We start from the raw sequence: 16,980 nt of genomic DNA, 5'->3' as shown, positions 1-16,980 counted from the left end.
GCCGGGGCCTAGCGCGGATCGGGCGCGGTGGGAACCCGCGGCGCGGCGCGTCTCAGCCGGCCTTCGCCGCCTTGCGCGCCTGCCATTCGGCCACGGTCAGGCGCGGCACCTCGATGCGGTCGGTGGTGCGCACATACCAGCCGCGCCCGTGCATGCGGCCCACCAGATCGAGCTTCGGGGTGTCGATGTAGCGCTTGGCGGGGTCCATCACCGCCTCGTCGGCCACATGCATCGCCAGCACCTTGCCCAGCACGATGGTGTGGTGGCCGGCGCGGACGAGCTGGAAGGTCTCGCACTCCATGGCCACGGGGCTCTCGCCGATGCGCGGGGGGGCGATCTTGGCCGAGGGCAGCCTGGTCAGGCCGGCTTCGGCGAGCTCGTCCACCTCGGGGCCGAACTCGACGGCGGTGGCGACCATCTCGTGCACCAGCCGGTGCGGCACGAGGCAGACGGTGAACTGGCCGGTGGCCTCGATGTTGGCCAGCGTGTCCTTGGGCGAGGGGCCGTCCGGGCGGGGGCCGCAGCCGATGCCCACCACCGCCGGATTGTCGGCGAAGGCGTTGAAGAAGGAGTAGGGGGCGGCGTTGACCACGCCCGCCTTGTCCTGCGTCACCACCCAGGCGATGGGCCGGGGCACCACGGTGGCCACCAGCAGCTTGTAGCGGTCGGCGGCGCTGAGCGTCTCGAAGTCGAACATCATGGCGGGCGGCCCCCCTGGTTGCGGGGGGGCAACTTGATGGCGGCGGGCGGGGCTGTCGAGGGGGGTTCACCCTTCCTTCACCGCCCCCGGGTCAGGCTGGCGCGCCATCCATTGCGGGAATCGCTCATGCGCCTGTTCAACAATCTCGGAGTGGGCCTCAAGCTGTCGCTCAGCGCGGGCCTGACGATGCTGCTCCTCGCCGGGCTGGTCGGAACGGCGGTGATGGAGCTCGGCCAGCTCGACCACGCCAATGAGGAGGCGCGGCGCGGCGCCGACGCCCGCAGCGCGGCCATCGAGACGGCGATGCGCATGCAGCAGGCCAACAGCCACCAGCGCGGCGTGCTGCTCGCCCAGGGCACGCGGGAGCTGCGGGTGGAGGAGAACACCATGCTCCAGGCCCTGCGCGACGCGGAGGGCAGCCTCGCCGCGGCGCGGGAGCTCTCGGCCAACGGCCCCGCCGCCGCGCGCGAGGCGCTGGAGACCGCGACGCGCGTGCTGCAGGAGTATTCCGCGGCCTCCGAGGCGCTGATCGCCGCGCGCATCGAGGTGATCAACCTGCGCGACCAGCGCTTCTTCCCCCGCATCCCGGAGTTCGACCAGGCGCTGGAGGCGGTGACGGCGAACCTCCAGTTCGCCCTGGAGGGCGATGCGCGGGAGGAATTCCGCGACGTGCTGACCACCTACACCCAGTCCGTCAGCGAGGTGCGCTTCGGCACGCAGCGCTATCTCGCCACCGACGATCCGGCCGCGGCCCAGCGGGCGCGCCGGTCGGGCGCGCAGATGCGCGTGCACGCCCGGCGGCTGGCGAGCCAGGCGCCCGAATCGCTCCGCCTCGACGTGGAGCGGCTGACCAGCGTCGGCATCGCCATGGCCGAGGCGTCGGAGGCGATCGTGACGAAGGCGCAGGAGATCCAGACCATCCGCGCCGAGCGCACCACCCCCGCGCGCGAGGCGGTGATGCGCGCCATCGGCACGGCCGAGGAATCCCTCGCCGCGGCGAGCGAGGCGCTGAAGGCCGAGGCGATGACCGCCGCCCGCGCCACGCTGAACGCGGTGCTGATCACCTCGGGCGTGATCGTGGTGCTGCTGCTGCTCAGCGCCTGGCTGACGACGCGCGCCATCGCCACGCCGCTGCGCGCCCTGGCCGGTGTCATGGGCCGCATCGCCGGGGGCGACGCCGACACGGCCGTGCCGCACCAGGGCCGGCGCGACGAGATCGGCCGCATCGCCGGCGCGCTGGAGACGCTGCGCGGCGAGGTGAAGCAGGCCTTCGCCCGCGGCCAGATGCTGGAGCAGATGCCGCTCGGCATCATGATGGCGGACCCGAGGAACGAGTTCCGCATCACCTACATGAACCCCGAGGCGATGCGGATGATGGAGACCATCGCCTCCGCCCTGCCGGTGAAGCCCGAGGAGATGCTGGGCGCCAGCATGGACATCTTCCACCGCAACCCCGAGCACCAGCGCGCCCTGCTCGCCGATCCCTCGCGCCTGCCGCACCGCGCGCGCATGACGCTGGGCGGCGAGGCGGTGGAGCTGAACGTGAATGCGATCCGCGACGCCTCGGGCGGCTATGTGGGGCCCATGCTCTCCTGGCGCTTCGTCACCGAGCAGGTCCGCCTCGCCGACCGGTTCGAGGCCGATGTGGGCGGCGTGGTGGAGGCGGTGGCGAGCGGCGCCTCGCGCATGCAGGAGAATGCGCGCACCCTGACCGCCGCCGCCGAGGTCTCGGGCCGCGAGGCCGATGCGGTGGCCGAGGCCTCGGGCCGCGCCGGGGGCGAGGTGCAGGCGGTCGCCGCGAGTGCGGAGGAGCTGGCGGCCAGCGTGGCCGAGATCACCCGCCAGGTGGCCGAGGGCGCGCAGGTGGCCCGCGCGGCGGCCGAGGAGGCGCGCGCCACCGACGGCACGGTGCAGGGCCTCGCCCAGGCCGCGCAGAAGATCGGCGACGTGGTGCGGCTGATCAGCGACATCGCGGGGCAGACCAACCTTCTCGCGCTCAACGCCACGATCGAGGCGGCGCGCGCGGGCGAGGCGGGCAAGGGCTTCGCGGTGGTCGCCTCGGAGGTGAAGAACCTCGCCGCGCAGACCGCCAAGGCCACGGAGGAGATCGCCGCCCAGATCGGCGGCATCCAGGGCAGCACCGAGCAGGCGGTGGAGGCGCTGCGCTCCATCACCGCCACCATCGAGCGCATGAACGAGGTGACGGCGGCCATCGCCGCCGCGGTGGAGGAACAGGGTGCGGCGACGCGCGAGATCGCGCGCAGCGCCGCCCTGGTGGCCGAGACCACGGGCGCCATGACCCGGCGCATCGAGGATGTGCGCCGCGGCTCGAGCGAGACCGGCCAGGCCGCGGGAGAGGTGCTGGACGCGGCGAACGACCTCGCGGCCCAGGCGGCCACGCTGCGCGGCCGGGCCGCGGAGTTCCTCCGTCAGGTCCGCGCCTGACGCGCCCGCCCGCGCGCGGGCGGGGCGGCGAGCGGGTGGTGCTCCTCCAGCACCGCCCGCAGCCGCTCCTCCAGCACGCGGGTGTAGATCTGGGTGGTGGCGATGTCGGCATGGCCGAGCAGCGCCTGCAGGCTGCGCAAATCCGCCCCGCGCGAGAGCAGATGCGTGGCGAAGGAGTGGCGCAGCACATGCGGGCTGACGCGCGCGGGGTCGAGCCCCGCGGCGGCGGCAGCCTCCTTCAGCAGCAGCCCCACGGATTGCCGCGTGAGATGGCCCCCCGCGGCGCGCGAGGGCAGCAGGAAGCGGGCCGAGCGGGGACGCGCGCCGGCCTTCCCGGCCAGCCCCTCGCGCGCGGCGCGCGCCGCCTCCCGCGCCCGGCGGGAGAGAGGCACCAGCCGCTCCTTCCCCCCCTTGCCGCGCACCAGCAGCAGCGGCGCCTCCTCGCGCAGCGCGCCCGCGGGCAGCGTCACGAGCTCGGAGACGCGCAACCCCGAGGCGTAGAGCATCTCGAGCACCGCCACCGCCACCGCGGCCTTTCCGGGCGGCAGGCGCTGCGCCCCCTCGATCAGCGCCGCCACCTCCGCCTCCGAGAGCGCCTTGGGCAGCGGCGCGGGCAGGCGCGGCGCGTCGAGCAGCTCCGTCGGGTCGTCGCGGCGCAGCCCCTCGCGGGCGAGGAAGCGGTAGAACTGCCGCAGCGCCGACAGCCGCCGCGCCTGGGTGCGCGGCGAGAGCCCCTGCGCCGCCAGCCCCTGGAGATAGCCGCGCAGCGCCGCCGCATCGGCCTCAGCCGCGCCCGGGCCCAGATGGGCGATGGCGTCCGTGAGGTCGCGCCGATAGGCCTCGAGCGTGTTGCGCGCCGCGCCCCGCTCGGCCGCCATCATCTCGAGGAAGCTCTCGAGCGCGCGCGCGGCCACCGTCTCAGCGCACCTGGAAACGGTCGTTGGGCAGCAGCCGCTCGACCGGAACCGGGGTGACGGGCGGCGGGAAGGCGGCGAGCCAGAGCGTCCCGCCCCCCGCGGCGAGCAGCAGCAGGAGGAGGATCAGCAGGACGGGGCGGCGGAACATGGCGGGTGTCGGGGCATCCCCTCGCGCGGTCGGGGCCCTGTGCTACCTATCGTCGCCGTGTCACGCAACCTCGTCGAATCGGCCGAAGCACCGGCCGCCCCCACCCGGAGCGTCGTGCTCGTCGGCATGCCGGGCTGCGGCAAATCCTCCATCGGCCGGCGGCTCGCGGCGCGCTGGAACCTGCCCTTCCTGGATGCGGACGCGGAGATCGAGGCCGCCGCGGGCATTCCCATCGCGGACATCTTCGCCCGCTATGGCGAGGCGTATTTCCGCGAGGGCGAGCGGCGCGTCATCGCGCGCCTGCTGCGCGCGGAGGGCGGCCCGGTGGTGCTCGCCACCGGCGGCGGCGCCTGGGCGGATGCGCGCACCCGGGCGGCGGTGCGCGAATCGGGCGCGCTCTCGGTCTGGCTCAAGTGCCGGCTGCCCGTGCTGCTGCGCCGCGTGGCGGGGCGCGAGCACCGGCCCATGTTCCAGAATGCCGACCCGCGCGAGGTGCTGGAACGCCTGATGGCCCAGCGCCACCCGTCCTATGCGGAGGCCGACCTGATCGTGAACTGTTCGGACGAAAGCCCCGAGGCCACCACCCGCCGCGTGGCCGAGGCGGTGCTGGCCCATCGCCCGCCCGCGCGGCTGCGGGTGGACCTCGCCCGCGGCGCCTATGACGTGCTGATCGGCCCGGGGCTGCTGCGCCGCGCAGGCGCGGAGATGGCGCAGCGGCTGGAGGGGCGGCGCGCCGTCGTCGTCTCCGACGCGCAGGTGGCGCCGCTGCATCTGCCCGCGCTGCGCGAGGGACTCGCGGAGGGCGGCTTCGCCGTCCTGGCGGAGGTGCTTGTGCCGCCGGGCGAGGCGAGCAAGAGCCTCGAGGAATACGGGCGCGTGGCCGAGGCCGTCCTCGCCGCCCGGCCGGACCGGCGGACGGTGGTGGTGGCGCTGGGCGGCGGCGTGGTGGGCGATCTTGCGGGCTTCGTCGCGGCCACGGTGCTGCGCGGCCTGCCTTTCGTGCAATGCCCCACCACCCTGCTCGCGCAGGTGGACAGCAGCGTGGGCGGCAAGACGGGCATCAACACCGCGCAGGGGAAGAATCTGCTCGGCGCCTTCCACCAGCCCAGGCTCGTGCTGGCCGACACCGCCGCCCTCGCCACCCTGCCCGGTCGGGAGCTGCGGGCGGGCTGGGCGGAGGTGGCCAAGCACGGGCTGCTGCAGGGCCCGCTGTGGGAGTGGTGCGAGGCCGAAGGCCCCGCCGCCATGCGCGGCGAGGCGGGGCCGCTCGCCCATGCCGTGCTGGAATCCTGCCGGCTCAAGGCCGGCATCGTCGCCGAGGACGAGTTCGAGACCCAGCCCGAGGGCGGGCGCGCCCTGCTCAATCTCGGCCACACCTTCGGCCATGCGCTGGAGGCGGAGTGCGGCTATTCGGGCGAGCTGCTGCATGGCGAGGCGGTGGCCATCGGCCTCGGCCTCGCCGCCGAGCTCTCGGCGCGGCTCGGCCTGTGCAGCCAGGAGCTGCCCGGGCGCGTGCGCGAGCATCTGCGCGAGGTGGGGCTGCCCCCGCGCATCGCCGCCCTGCCGCGGCGCTTCTCGGCCGAGCGGCTGATCGCGCGGATGAAGGCCGACAAGAAGGCGCGCGAGGGGGCGATGCGCTTCGTGCTGCTGCGCGGCCCCGGCGAGGCCTTCACGGAATCGGGCGTGCAGGAGGCGACGGTGCGCGCCCTTCTGCAGGAGGAGGGGTGCGAGCCATGAGCGAGACCAACCTGCAGGTGCGGCTGCGCCGCCGCCCCGAGGGCGAGCCCGGCCCGGAGGATTTCGAGATCGCCGAGGCCCCGCCGCCCCCCGCCCCCGGCCCGGGCCAGGTGCTGGTGCGCGCGCGCTTCCTCTCCCTCGACCCCTACATGCGCGGGCGGATGAGCGCGGCCAAGAGCTACGCGAAGCCCGTGGAGCTCGGCGAGGTGATGGAGGGCGAGACGGCGGGCGAGGTGCTCGCCTCCCAGGATCCGCGCTTCGCGCCCGGCGATCTCGTGGCCGGCGGGCGGGGCTGGCAGCGCCTCTGCCTGGTGGAGGGCGCGCGGCTGCGGAAGGTGGACGCGACGCTGGCGCCGCTGCCGGCCTGGCTCGGCGTGCTCGGCATGCCCGGGCTCACCGCCTGGGTGGGGCTCGAGGACATCGGCCAGCCCAAGCCGGGCGAGACGGTGGTGGTCAGCGCCGCCTCGGGCGCGGTGGGCCAGGTGGTGGGGCAGCTCGCCAAGGCGCGGGGCGCGCACGTCATCGGCATCGCGGGCGGGCCTGCGAAATGCGCCTTCGTGACGGAGGAACTCGGCTTCGACGCCTGCCTCGACCACCGCCGGCCGCTCGAGGCGCAGCTCGACGCCGCCTGCCCCGAGGGGGTGGACGTGTACTGGGAGAATGTGGGCGGGCCCGTGCAGGCGGCGGTGTTCCCGCGGCTGCGCGATTTCGGACGCATGGTGATGTGCGGGATGATCGCGCAGTACAACATCGCCCCCGGCGCGGATGCGGCGGGCGCGCCGCCCGGGCCCAACCTCGGGCCCGTGGTGCGCAAGCGGCTGCGCATCCAGGGCTTCATCGTCAGCGACACGGGCTGGGGGCGCTACGACGCCTTCCTCGCCGAGATGCGCCCGCTCATCGCCGCGGGGCGGATGCGCTGGCGCGAGGATGTGGTGGAGGGGCTGCGCAACGCCCCGCGCGCCTTCATCGGCCTGCTGCGGGGCGAGAATTTCGGCAAGCTGCTGGTGCGGGTGGACTGATCCGGGTGGCGGTGACGCCGGGGCGCGTTCGATACGCCCCGCATCACCGCCCGGACTCTCAGTGCTTCACGTCGGCCCAGACCTTGCGCTTCGTCGCATAGACGAGGCCGCCCAGGATGGCGAGGAAGATCAGCACCTGCACGCCCATGCGGCGGCGCTGCTCGAGCTCCGGCTCCGCCGCCCAGGCGAGGAAGGTCGTCACGTCGCGCGCCTGCTGCTCCACCGTCGCCGGGGTGCCGTCGGCATACTCCACTCCATCCGGGTTGAGGATGTTCGGCATGGCGATCTGATGGCCCGGGAACCAGGCGTTGTAGTGCATGCCCTCCATCACCTCCACGCCCGGCGGCGGGTCCACATAGCCGGTGAGCAGCGCGGCGATGTAGTTCGCCCCGTCCGGACGGGCCTTCACGATCACCGAGAGATCGGGCGGATAGGCGCCGTTGTTGGCGGCGCGCGCGGCCTGCTCGTTCGGGAAGGGGCGGCGGAAGCGGTCCGAGAGGCGGGCGGGCCGCTCGAACATCTGGCCCTCGTCATTGGGGCCGTCGGTCACCTGGAACTGCGCCGCGATCTCGCGCACCTGGGCCTCGGAGAGGCCGATCTCCAGCAGGTTGCGGTAGGAGAGCTGGCGCATGGCGTGGCAGGCGGCGCAGACCTCCTTGTACACCTGGAAGCCGCGCTGCAGCGCGCCGCGGTCGAAGGTGCCGAAAAGGCCCGCGAAGCCGAAGCGCGCGTCCGGCGGGGTGGGCGCGCTGCCCGCGGCCAGGGCGGGGCCGGCGGCGAGCAGCGAGGCGGCGAGGGCGAGGGAGCGGATCACACGCATCGGATCAGGCCTTGTCCATCGGCTTGGCGGCGACGGCGCCGGGCACGGGCCCGCCGCCCAGGGTCGCGTTCGGCCCCAGCACCGCGCGGGCGATGCTCTCGGGCAGCGGCAGCGGCTTCTCGAGGCGGCCGAGGGCGGGCAGCACCACGAGGAAATAGGCGAAATAGATCACCGTCGCGATCTGCGCGATGAGCACATAGTGCCCCTCGGCCGGCTTCGCCCCCACCCACATCAGGACGAAGAAGTTGATCGTCCAGAGCAGCAGGAAGATGCGCGCGATGGGCCGGAAGCGCATGGAGCGCACCTTGGAGGTGTCGAGCCAGGGCAGCACGAAGAGGATGGCGATGGAGCCGAACATCAGCACCACGCCGCCCAGCTTGTCCGGCACCGCGCGCAGGATCGCGTAGAAGGGCAGGAAATACCACTCGGGCACGATGTGCGCGGGCGTGGAGAGCGGGTTGGCCGGGATGTAGTTGTCCGGATGGCCCAGATAGTTGGGCATGAAGAAGACCAGGAAGGCGAAGACGGCAAAATAGGCCACCATGCCCACGCTGTCCTTGATGGTGTAGTAGGGGTGGAAAGGCAGCGTGTCCTGCGGGCCCTTGGGCTCGATGCCGAGCGGGTTGTTGGAGCCGGTGATGTGCAGCGCGGCGACGTGCAGGAACACCACGCCCACGATCACGAAGGGCAGCAGATAGTGCAGCGAGAAGAAGCGGTTGAGCGTGGGGTTGTCCACGCTGAAGCCGCCCCAAAGCCAGATCACGATGTCATGCCCCACCAGCGGGATGGCGCTGAACAGGTTGGTGATGACCGTGGCGCCCCAGAAGGACATCTGCCCCCAGGGCAGCACATAGCCCATGAAGGCGGTGGCCATCATCAGCAGGAAGATGACGACGCCCAGCATCCACAGCAGCTCGCGCGGCGCCTTGTAGGAGCCGTAGTAGAGGCCGCGCCAGATGTGGATGTACACCACGATGAAGAACATCGAGGCGCCGTTCATGTGCACGTAGCGGATCAGCCAGCCGTAGTTCACGTCGCGCATGATCCGCTCCACGCTGTCGAAGGCGTAGGCGGTGTGCGCCGTGTAGTGCATGGAGAGAAACACGCCGGTGGCGATCATGATCAGCAGGTTGATCATGGCCAGCGCGCCGAAATTCCAGAAATAGTTGAAGTTCCGGGGCGTGGGGAACGTCCCGTACTCCTTCTGCATCATCGTGAACACCGGCAGCCGCTGGTCCACCCAGCGGATCACGGGGTTCTTGAACGGGCTGTCGTGCAGGCCGATGGCCATGGTGCTCGTCCTCTGATCGGGTGGGGCCGGGCGGGGCGGGACCATACCCGCCGCCCGCGCGCCCTCAGCCAATGCGGATCTGGGTGGGGCTCATGAAGCTGTAGGGCGGGATTTCGAGGTTCGAGGGCGCGGGGCCGCGCCGGATGCGCCCCGAGGTGTCGTAGTGGCTGCCATGGCAGGGGCAGAACCAGCCGTTGAAATCGCCCGTCGGGTCGGTCGGCTTCTGGCCGAGCGGCACGCAGCCCAGATGCGTGCAGACGCCGATCATCACCAGCCATTCGGGCCGCGGCGCGCGGCTCTCGTCGGTGGCGGGATCCTTCAGCTCCGACAGCGGCACGGCGCGGGCGGCGGCGATCTGCTCGGGCGTGCGGTGGCGCACGAAGACGGGCTTGCCGCGCCACATCACCGTCACCGACTGGCCGACCGCGATGGGCGAGAGGTCGAGCTCGGTGCTGGCCAGCGCCAGCACGTCGCGCGCCGGGTTCATCGAGGCGATGAAGGGCCAGACGATGGCCCCCACCCCCACCGCGGCGAAGGCCGTCGTCGTCAGCTTCAGGAAGTCCCGCTTCGTCGCCTCCGGCTGCCCGGCCCCTTGCGAAGCGCCCTGCGCCGTCACCATCTCCGCCATCGCGATCACCTCGATGTCGCCCCCCATGGGGGCATTCGCCTTCCGTTCCGGGTCGGCGCGCAGGCCTCGGCCCGCGCCTCTCCGTCGCGCCTGTGGCGTATTAGGGAGGCTGCCGGGAAGTGGCAACCGTCCGCCCGGGCGCGGAACATGGATTCCGCGCCTACGGTGCTAGGCTGCCGCCATGACCGAATCCGCACCCAGCCCGCCGACCCACCCGCTGGCGGAGCCCGCCCGCCTCTGGTTCGAATCCCTGCGCGACAGGCTCTGCGCCGCCTTCGAGGCGGTGGAGGACGCTCTGGCCGAGGGCCCGCACGCCCATCTGCCTCCCGGCCGCTTCACCTTCACCCCCTGGACCAGGGCCGAGGGCGGCGGCGGCGTGATGGGGCTGATGCGCGGGCGGGTGCTCGAGAAGGTGGGGGTGAACGTCTCCACCGTGTGGGGCGAGTTCAGCCCGGATTTCCGCAAGCAGATCCCGGGCGCGGAGGAGGATCCGCGCTTCCTCGCCACCGGGATTTCGCTGGTGGCGCACCCGCGCTCGCCCCGCGCGCCCACGGCGCACATGAACACGCGGTTCATCCTCACCACCCGCGCCTGGTTCGGCGGCGGCGGGGACATCACCCCGATGGATCTGGACAGCCCCGAGGCGAGAGAGGACGCGGCCGACTTCCACGCCGCCTACAAGGCCGCCTGCGACCGGCACGACCCGGGCTACTACCCGCGCTTCAAGCAGTGGTGCGACGAGTATTTCTACCTGCCGCACCGGGGCGAGACGCGGGGCCTCGGCGGCATCTTCTACGACTGGCTGGGCGATCGCACGCCCGGCAAGGGGGCGGAGGCCGATTTCGCCTTCACCCGGGATGTCGGACTCGCCTTCCTCGAGGTCTATCCGGCCATCCTGCGCCGGCGCATGCACGAGCCCTGGACGGAGGCCGAGCGCCAGCACCAGCTCCGCCGCCGCGGGCGCTATGTGGAGTTCAACCTCCTGCACGACCGCGGCACGATCTTCGGCCTCAGGACGGGCGGGAATGTGGAGGCGATTCTGATGTCGCTGCCGCCCGAGGCGGCGTGGTGATTCACGCCATCCCGCGCCCGCCGCGCATGTAGCGGCGCTCCGGCCGGTAGCGGAGCCAGTGGCGGAAGCGGCGGAGGAATCGAACGAGCATGGCCGGCACCCCTGTTCGGCCCGTTTCTCGCCGCCCGTCGGGGCGGTTTCGCGCCGGGCCCGGGGCATTTTCATGGCACAGCCCTTAATGCCGGGTTGTTGAACGGCCGAGACCGCCGCATCCTCCCCGCCGAACGGGAGGAACCGAGAATGACCCACCGCCGCACCCTGCTCGCCGCCGGCCTGCTCAGCCCCCTCGCCGCCCCGGCCCTCGCCCAGCCGCAATGGCCCGACCGCCCGGTGCGCGTGATCGTCCCCTGGCCGCCGGGCGGCAGCACCGACGTGCTCTGCCGCATTCTCTGCGAGCGGCTGCAGGCCGTCACCGGCCAGTCATTCCCGGTGGAGAACCGCCCCGGCGCGGGCGGCAACATCGGCGCGGACGCCATCGCGAAGGCCACGCCCGACGGCTACACCATGGGCCCGCTGACGCTCACGGTCTGGGCCATCGCGATGTTCCTCTACGAGCGCCTGCCCTTCAACCCGGACCGCGACTTCCAGCCCATCTCGCTGCACTGGGAGTTGCCGAACGTGCTGGTGGTGCCCGCTGCGCACAACCCCTCGCGCAATGTGCGCGAGTTCGTGGAGTGGGCGCGGGCGCGGCGGCAGGGCGTCTCCTACGGCTCGCCGGGCATCGGCACCACGCCGCACCTCTCGGGCGCGCTCTTCGCCGCGCGGCACAACCTCGACGCCACGCACATCCCCTTCCGCGGCGCGGCCCAGACCATCCCGGCCATGCTCTCGGGGGATGTGAGCTTCGCCATAGACAATCTCGCGAGCTATGTGCCCGTGGTGCAGGAGGGGCGGATGCGCGCGCTGGCGGTCACCAGCGCTGAGCGCCACCCGGCCCTGCCCGATGTGCCCACCATGGCCGAGGCCGGGGTGGAGAACTTCAACGTCCAGTCCTGGTGCGCCTTCAGCTTCCCCGCCGGGGTGCCGCAGCCCATCGTGCAGCGTGCGAGCGCGCTGATGCAGCAGATCGCGGCCGAGCCGGCCACGCAGGAGCGCTTCCTGCGGACCGGGGCGCGCGCCATCTCCTCCGCCCCCGACGGGGTGTGGGAGCGCGCGCGGCGCGAGCGCCCGCTCTGGCAGGAAATGGTGCGGATTTCCGGCGCGCGGCTGGAGTAGTAACAGGCGGGCATGTCCCGCTGGCTCAACGCGCTTCTGGTGGACCACGCGCTGCTGCGCATTCCCTGGCGCAACTGGGGGGTGGTGGAGCATGGGCGGCTCTATCGCTCCAACCACCCCCTGCCCTGGCAGCTCGAACAGGCGGTGCGGCGCTTCGGCATCCGCAGCGTGATCAATCTGCGCGGCCAGCGCGCGGGCTGCGGCGCCGATTCGCTCGGGCGAGAGGCGGCCGCCGCCCTCGGCCTCGCCCATGCCGACCAGCCCTTCGAGAGCCGCGGCGCGCCGCACAAGGAACGTCTGCGGCGGCTGATCCACCTCTACCGCAGCCTGCCCGAGCCCATCCTGATCCACTGCAAATCGGGCGCGGACCGCACCGGGCTGGCGGCGGGGGTGTGGCGGCTCATCGAGGGCCAGGGCGCGGCGCGGGCGGCGGAAGAGCTCTCGCTGCGCTACGGCCATGTCGCCGCGGCCAAGACCGGCATCCTCGACGCCTTCTTCGCCGCCTATGCCGAGGCGGAGGCGCGCGGCCTTTCCTTCGAGGAGTGGCTCTCGCGCGAGTACGACGAGCAGGCGCTGCGCGCCGCCTTCCGCCCGCGCCCGGTCGCCTCCTGGTTCACCGACAAGGTGCTGCGGCGGGAGTGATACGGTCGGCATGGCATGCCGACCGTATGTGTCGCCGGGCGGCGCTGCGCCGGGACAAAGCCATGCCGGCGACCGCTGGCATGATCACGCCCCGAGCTGCGCCGCGAGATCCACGAAATCCTCCGCCACCCAGTCCCATGCCTGTTCGGGCGCGAGGTCGATCTTCTGCCCCGGCCCGTGCTCGGTGGGGCGCGGGATGAAGGCGGTGGCGAGCCCCGCGGCGCGGGCCGCCGCCAGATCCCCGTTGTGCGCGGCGACGAGGCAGAGGCGCCCCGGCGGCAGGGCGAGGATGTCCGCCGTGCGCAGATAGGCCTCGGGCTGCGGCTTGTAGGCCCGCACGGGCTCCGCGCCCAGGATCGCGTCCCAGGGCAGGCCGGCGCGCTTGGCCATGTTCGCCAGCAGCAGGATGTTGCCGTTGGAGAGCGGCGCGATGAAGAAGCGCCGCTTCAACCGGTGCAGGCCGAGCAGCACATCGGGCCAGGGGTCGAGCCGGTGCCAGGCGCGGTTGAGATCATCGAGATCGGCCTCGGCCATGCGCCCGGGGTCCATCCCGTGCTCGCGCAGCACCAGCTCGAGATTTTCCCGGTGCAGCACGTCGAGCCGCGTGAAGGGGCGGCGGCCCGAGCGCACCTCCTCCATCGCGGGCTGGTAGCGCCGGCGCCAGGCGTCGGCGAGCGCGAAGGGGTCGAGATCGCCCCGGCCATGCGCGGCGAGGAAGGGGCCGAGCCAGCGCGCCACGCCGCTGCGCCAGTCCACCACCGTGCCGAACACGTCGAAGACGAGAGCCTGGACCTCCTTCATTCGGCGGCGTCCTTCGCGGCCCAGCGCGATTCGAAGGCCCAGACCTCGGGGAAGCCCATCAGCTCCGTCATGCGCCGGAAGCCGTAGGATTCGCCGAGCGCGAGGCTGTCGCCCGCGGCCTTGAGGTGCGCATAGGCGCGCTCCAGCGCCGCGGCCGCCGCGAGGAAGCCCACCGCCGGATAGATGGCGATGGCGTAGCCCAGCTCCTCCAGCCGCTTCGCGGGCAGGATGGGCGTGCGCCCGCCCTCCACCATGTTGGCGAGCAGCGGCTTGTCGATGCTGCGGCCGATCTCGGCCATCTCCGCCTCGCTCTCGGGGCTTTCGATGAAGACGATGTCCGCCCCCGCCTCGCCGTACATCCGCCCGCGGCGGATCGCCTCCTCGAGGCCGAGGGTGGTGCGCGCATCGGTGCGTGCGACGATGAGGAAGTCGGGGTCGCGCCGCGCCTCGGCGGCGACGCGGATCTTGAGCACCATCTCCTCGGCGGGGATGACGCGGCGGCCCGGGGTGTGGCCGCATTTCTTCGGCATCTCCTGGTCCTCGAGCTGGATGCCCGAAAGCCCCGCCGCCTCGTAGCCCTGCACCGTGTGGCGCACGTTGAGCAGCCCGCCATAGCCCGTATCGGCGTCGGCGATCATGGGCGTCCTCACCCCGCGCGCCATCTGGCCCATGCGCGCCACCATGTCGGTGTAGGTGGCGATGCCGGCATCCGCGACGCCCAGATGCGAGGCGACCGTGCCGAAGCCCGTGCCGTAGAGGCAGTCGAAGCCCATGCCGTCGGCGATCTTCGCGCTGATCATGTCGAAGACGCCGGGGGCGACGATGAAGCGCCTGGCCGCGAAGGCGGCCTTGAGGGCGGGATTGGCCATGACGTGTTCCTATTGCTGGCGCTGGATGTGGCCGGCGGCGGCGGCCGCGGCCCAGAGACGGTCCTCGCGCTGCATGGCGGCGAGCAGCCCCGCCCCGTCGCGCAGATCGGGCTCGATGCCGAGCGTGGCGAGGCGCTGGCGCAGCGCCTCGTCGCGGAAGGCGCCCATGAAGGCCTCGCGGATGCGCGCGGCGAGCGGCTCGGCCATGCGCGGCGGCGCGAAGAGGCCGACCCAGCCCGCCAGGTCGAACTCCGCCACCCCCTGCTCCTGCGCGCTCGGCACATCGGGGAAGAAGGGCGTGCGCGTGGCGGTGGAGACGGCGATCACCCGCACCCGCCCCGTGCCCATGTGCGGCGTGACGCTCGCCGTGCTGGTCCAGCCCATGGGCAGGTGCCCGGCCACGATGTCGGTCATGAGCTGCCCGCCGGAGCGGTACTGCACGTCGGGCGTCTCGATGCCGAGCCGCCGCGCGAGTTCCTGGCCGAGGAAGCTCGAGAGCGCCTCGGTGCTGCCGGTGGAAAGCCGCGCGGGGTTGGCGCGCGCATAAGCGGCCATGCCTCGCAGATCGGTGAAGGGCAGCGCCGCGCTGGCCGCCAGCACCATGGTGTTGCGCGTGAGCATCGCCACCGGCGTGAAGTCGCGGATGGGGTCGAAGGGAAGCTGCGCCATCACGTGGCGGTTCATCACATGGGTGGAGACGACCATGAGCAGCGTCTGCCCGTCGGGCTCGGCGCGCATCACCATCTCGCTGCCGATCACGCCCGCGGCGCCCGCGCGGTTCTCCACCACCACGGGCTGCGGCAGGGCGGGGCGCAGCGCCTCGGCCAGGGCGCGGGCCAGGATGTCCGTGCCGCCGCCGGCCGCATAGGGCACGACGAGGCGCACGGGCCGCTGCGGCCAGGCGGGCTGCGCCGCGGCCGGCGCGGGCGAGAGCGCGGGCTGCAGGGCAGGCCACAGGGCAGGCAGGGCGAGCAGGGCGCGGCGCTGGGTCATGGCGTTCTTCCTCCATCGCCTTTGTGGCGCGGCGCGCGCGGGTGCGGAAGCCCTGCGGCCATGGCAGGATGGGCCATGCTCCCGCGCGTCACCATCCTCGGCCTCGGCTACATCGGCCTGCCCACCGCCGCGCTGCTCGCCAGCCGGGGCTTCCGCGTGCAGGGGGTGGACAGCAACCCCGCCGTGCTGGCGCGGCTCGCCTCCGGCCGCGCGCACATCGCCGAGCCGGAGGTGGAGGCGCTGCTGGAGCGCGGGCTGCGCACGGGCCTGCTCACCCTGCACGCCGAGCCGCCCCCGGCGGAGGTGTTCCTCATCGCCGTGCCCACGCCGCTCGGGCCGGACCACGCGCCGGTGCTCGAGCATGTCTTCGCCGCCGCGCGCGCCCTCGCCCCCGCGCTGGCGGAGGAGAACCTGGTGCTGCTCGAGAGCACGAGCCCCATCGGCGCCACCGCGCGCGTGGCGGCGCTGCTCGGCGCGCTGCGGCCCGATCTCTCGGCGCTGCACGTCGCCTATGGCCCCGAGCGCGTGCTGCCCGGCCGCATCCTGACCGAGCTGACCGAGAACGACCGCGTGGCCGGCGGCCTCACGCCCGAGGCGACGCGCCGGGCGGTGGACTTCTACCGCCTCTTCGTGCGCGGCGCTGTGCTGGGCGCGGATGCGGCGACGGCGGAGATGGTCAAGCTCGCCGAGAACGCCTTCCGCGACGTGAACATCGCCTTCGCCAACGAGCTCTCGCTCATCGCCGAGGCGCAGGGCATCGACGTCTGGCGCGTCATCGCGCTGGCCAACCGCCACCCGCGGGTGAACATCCTCAGGCCCGGGCCCGGGGTGGGCGGGCATTGCATCGCGGTGGACCCCTGGTTCCTCGCCGCCGCCGCACCCGAGGCCGCGCGCCTCATCCCCGCCGCGCGGGCGGTGGACGCGGCGAAGCGCGCGCATGTCATCGCCCGCGCCGCCGCGCTGGCCGAGGCGGGCGAGCGGCTGATCTGCCTCGGCCTCGCCTTCAAGGCGGATGTGGATGATCTACGCGAAAGCCCCGCGCTGGCCATCGCCACGGCACTCGCGCGCCGCTTCCCGGGGCAGGTGGTGGCGGTGGAGCCGCACCTCGCCGCGCCCCCCGAGGGGCTCGCCGCGCCGCTCCTCACCCTGGAGCAGGCCTTCGCCGCACCGGGCGCCGTGCTGCTGCTGACCGACCATGCCGCCTTCGCGCGCATCCCGCGCGCCTGGCTCGAGGGCCGCGCCGTGATCGACACGCGCGGCCTGTTCCGCGACGAGGAGACCGAGTGATGCCCGAAGCGCCCCCCACCCTGCCCGAGCTCGCCGCCATCGAGGCGGTGGTGCGCCTCTACCTCGACGGGCTGCACGAGGGCGATGCGGAGAAGCTCGCGCGCGCCTTCCATCCCTGCGCGCATCTCTACAGCCTCAGCGCGGGCGAGGTGGCCGATCTGCCGCGCGAGGAATGGCTCGCGGCGGTGCGCGCGCGGCCCTCCGCGCAGTCCCAGGGCCTGGTGCGCGAGGACCGCATCCTCGCGATCGACCTCGCGGGCGAGGAGGCGGCCTGCGTGAAGCTGGCCTGCTGCCTGCCGCCGCGCTGGTTCACCGACTATCTGCTACTGCTCAAGACCGCCGAGGGCTGGCGCATCGTGAGCAAGGCCTTCCGCACCGAGACGCGGGCGGGCTGAG

Annotated in this window: 17 protein-coding genes; 8 read left to right on the top strand and 9 right to left on the bottom strand. The window is 73.1% G+C overall.

What is annotated here, in order from left to right; translation table 11 throughout:
• Positions 1-52: 52 nt before the first annotated feature.
• Positions 53-700: a flavin reductase family protein gene (locus tag H596_RS0112675; RefSeq protein WP_027285211.1), complete on the bottom strand. Its 648-nt coding sequence runs from the start codon at positions 698-700 to the stop codon at positions 53-55.
• Between the two features lie 126 nt (positions 701-826).
• On the opposite strand from H596_RS0112675, the gene H596_RS0112670 reads away from it, so the two are divergent.
• On the top strand, positions 827-3,145 hold the full coding sequence (locus H596_RS0112670; protein ID WP_027285210.1) for a methyl-accepting chemotaxis protein: 2,319 nt from the start codon (positions 827-829) through the stop codon (positions 3,143-3,145).
• Here the strand turns inward: H596_RS0112670 and H596_RS0112665 are convergent.
• Complete coding sequence (locus H596_RS0112665; protein WP_027285209.1) at positions 3,130-4,059, bottom strand: tyrosine recombinase; 930 nt, start codon at positions 4,057-4,059, stop codon at positions 3,130-3,132. The genes H596_RS0112670 and H596_RS0112665 overlap by 16 nt on opposite strands.
• 4 nt (positions 4,060-4,063) lie before the next feature.
• Positions 4,064-4,210, bottom strand: a complete 147-nt coding sequence (locus tag H596_RS24160; protein ID WP_169579872.1) for a hypothetical protein — start codon at positions 4,208-4,210, stop codon at positions 4,064-4,066.
• 57 nt (positions 4,211-4,267) lie between these two features.
• Here H596_RS24160 and aroB point away from each other — a divergent pair, with 57 nt between their 5' ends.
• On the top strand, positions 4,268-5,947 hold the full coding sequence (gene aroB / locus H596_RS23435) for a 3-dehydroquinate synthase (protein WP_245584007.1): 1,680 nt from the start codon (positions 4,268-4,270) through the stop codon (positions 5,945-5,947).
• Positions 5,944-6,966: an NADP-dependent oxidoreductase gene (locus H596_RS0112650; protein ID WP_027285207.1), complete on the top strand. Its 1,023-nt coding sequence runs from the start codon at positions 5,944-5,946 to the stop codon at positions 6,964-6,966. The genes aroB and H596_RS0112650 overlap by 4 nt, the downstream gene beginning before the upstream one ends.
• Before the next feature lie 58 nt (positions 6,967-7,024).
• On the opposite strand, the gene H596_RS0112645 is transcribed toward H596_RS0112650, so the two are convergent.
• The 3 genes from H596_RS0112645 to petA all read right to left on the bottom strand — a co-directional run bounded on the left by H596_RS0112645 (position 7,025) and on the right by petA (position 9,732).
• Entirely contained in the window at positions 7,025-7,786 is a 762-nt protein-coding gene (locus H596_RS0112645) for a cytochrome c1 (RefSeq protein WP_027285206.1), read from the bottom strand.
• Between the two features lie 4 nt (positions 7,787-7,790).
• On the bottom strand, positions 7,791-9,077 hold the full coding sequence (locus H596_RS0112640) for a cytochrome b (RefSeq protein ID WP_027285205.1): 1,287 nt from the start codon (positions 9,075-9,077) through the stop codon (positions 7,791-7,793).
• 64 nt (positions 9,078-9,141) lie between these two features.
• A complete protein-coding gene (gene petA, locus H596_RS0112635) occupies positions 9,142-9,732 on the bottom strand; it encodes a ubiquinol-cytochrome c reductase iron-sulfur subunit (protein WP_456307601.1) in 591 nt (196 codons plus the stop codon).
• Positions 9,733-9,886: 154 nt separating this feature from the next.
• Between petA and hemF the strand changes: the two genes are divergently transcribed.
• The 3 genes from hemF to H596_RS0112620 all read left to right on the top strand — a co-directional run bounded on the left by hemF (position 9,887) and on the right by H596_RS0112620 (position 12,634).
• Positions 9,887-10,777: an oxygen-dependent coproporphyrinogen oxidase gene (gene hemF / locus H596_RS0112630; RefSeq protein ID WP_027285203.1), complete on the top strand. Its 891-nt coding sequence runs from the start codon at positions 9,887-9,889 to the stop codon at positions 10,775-10,777.
• A gap of 240 nt (positions 10,778-11,017) precedes the next feature.
• Positions 11,018-11,992 carry a Bug family tripartite tricarboxylate transporter substrate binding protein gene (locus tag H596_RS0112625; protein WP_027285202.1) on the top strand — a complete coding sequence of 325 codons (975 nt, stop codon included), beginning with the start codon at positions 11,018-11,020 and terminating at the stop codon, positions 11,990-11,992.
• A gap of 12 nt (positions 11,993-12,004) precedes the next feature.
• Positions 12,005-12,634, top strand: a complete 630-nt coding sequence (locus tag H596_RS0112620) for a tyrosine-protein phosphatase (protein ID WP_027285201.1) — start codon at positions 12,005-12,007, stop codon at positions 12,632-12,634.
• A gap of 84 nt (positions 12,635-12,718) precedes the next feature.
• Here the strand turns inward: H596_RS0112620 and H596_RS23845 are convergent, their stop codons facing one another.
• The 3 genes from H596_RS23845 to H596_RS21410 are packed head-to-tail and all read right to left on the bottom strand — an operon-like array spanning position 12,719 to position 15,297.
• A complete protein-coding gene (locus H596_RS23845; RefSeq protein WP_027285200.1) occupies positions 12,719-13,435 on the bottom strand; it encodes a haloacid dehalogenase type II in 717 nt (238 codons plus the stop codon).
• Positions 13,432-14,304, bottom strand: coding sequence for an isocitrate lyase/PEP mutase family protein (locus H596_RS0112610; protein WP_027285199.1), 873 nt, complete (start codon positions 14,302-14,304; stop codon positions 13,432-13,434). Before H596_RS0112610 ends, H596_RS23845 begins: the two co-directional genes overlap by 4 nt.
• Positions 14,305-14,313: 9 nt before the next feature.
• A complete protein-coding gene (locus H596_RS21410) occupies positions 14,314-15,297 on the bottom strand; it encodes a Bug family tripartite tricarboxylate transporter substrate binding protein (RefSeq protein ID WP_051212928.1) in 984 nt (327 codons plus the stop codon).
• Between the two features lie 75 nt (positions 15,298-15,372).
• Here H596_RS21410 and H596_RS0112600 point away from each other — a divergent pair, with 75 nt between their 5' ends.
• Positions 15,373-16,584 carry a nucleotide sugar dehydrogenase gene (locus H596_RS0112600; protein WP_037301270.1) on the top strand — a complete coding sequence of 404 codons (1,212 nt, stop codon included), beginning with the start codon at positions 15,373-15,375 and terminating at the stop codon, positions 16,582-16,584.
• Positions 16,584-16,979, top strand: coding sequence for a nuclear transport factor 2 family protein (locus H596_RS0112595; protein ID WP_037301267.1), 396 nt, complete (start codon positions 16,584-16,586; stop codon positions 16,977-16,979). Before H596_RS0112600 ends, H596_RS0112595 begins: the two co-directional genes overlap by 1 nt.
• Position 16,980 lies beyond the last annotated feature (1 nt).

The sequence above is a fragment of the Rubritepida flocculans DSM 14296 genome, from assembly GCF_000425365.1.
Taxonomy (GTDB): Bacteria; Pseudomonadota; Alphaproteobacteria; order Acetobacterales; family Acetobacteraceae; genus Roseococcus; species Roseococcus flocculans.
Note: the sequence above shows the minus strand (reverse complement) of the source record. Positions and strands in the feature narration are given on the sequence as shown.

Bases quoted from the DNA above. Each gene is read 5' to 3' on its own strand.
- H596_RS0112595 (WP_037301267.1), top strand. From the start codon at position 16,584: ATGCCCGAAGCGCCCCCCACCCTGCCCGAGCTCGCCGCCATCGAGGCG.
- H596_RS24160 (WP_169579872.1), bottom strand. From the start codon at position 4,210: ATGTTCCGCCGCCCCGTCCTGCTGATCCTCCTCCTGCTGCTGCTCGCC.
- H596_RS23845 (WP_027285200.1), bottom strand. From the start codon at position 13,435: ATGAAGGAGGTCCAGGCTCTCGTCTTCGACGTGTTCGGCACGGTGGTG.
- petA (WP_456307601.1), bottom strand. From the start codon at position 9,732: ATGGGGGGCGACATCGAGGTGATCGCGATGGCGGAGATGGTGACGGCG.
- H596_RS0112610 (WP_027285199.1), bottom strand. From the start codon at position 14,304: ATGGCCAATCCCGCCCTCAAGGCCGCCTTCGCGGCCAGGCGCTTCATC.
- H596_RS0112640 (WP_027285205.1), bottom strand. From the start codon at position 9,077: ATGGCCATCGGCCTGCACGACAGCCCGTTCAAGAACCCCGTGATCCGC.
- H596_RS0112600 (WP_037301270.1), top strand. From the start codon at position 15,373: ATGCTCCCGCGCGTCACCATCCTCGGCCTCGGCTACATCGGCCTGCCC.
- H596_RS0112625 (WP_027285202.1), top strand. From the start codon at position 11,018: ATGACCCACCGCCGCACCCTGCTCGCCGCCGGCCTGCTCAGCCCCCTC.
- H596_RS0112650 (WP_027285207.1), top strand. From the start codon at position 5,944: ATGAGCGAGACCAACCTGCAGGTGCGGCTGCGCCGCCGCCCCGAGGGC.
- H596_RS0112645 (WP_027285206.1), bottom strand. From the start codon at position 7,786: ATGCGTGTGATCCGCTCCCTCGCCCTCGCCGCCTCGCTGCTCGCCGCC.
- H596_RS0112675 (WP_027285211.1), bottom strand. From the start codon at position 700: ATGATGTTCGACTTCGAGACGCTCAGCGCCGCCGACCGCTACAAGCTG.
- hemF (WP_027285203.1), top strand. From the start codon at position 9,887: ATGACCGAATCCGCACCCAGCCCGCCGACCCACCCGCTGGCGGAGCCC.
- H596_RS0112670 (WP_027285210.1), top strand. From the start codon at position 827: ATGCGCCTGTTCAACAATCTCGGAGTGGGCCTCAAGCTGTCGCTCAGC.
- H596_RS21410 (WP_051212928.1), bottom strand. From the start codon at position 15,297: ATGACCCAGCGCCGCGCCCTGCTCGCCCTGCCTGCCCTGTGGCCTGCC.
- H596_RS0112620 (WP_027285201.1), top strand. From the start codon at position 12,005: ATGTCCCGCTGGCTCAACGCGCTTCTGGTGGACCACGCGCTGCTGCGC.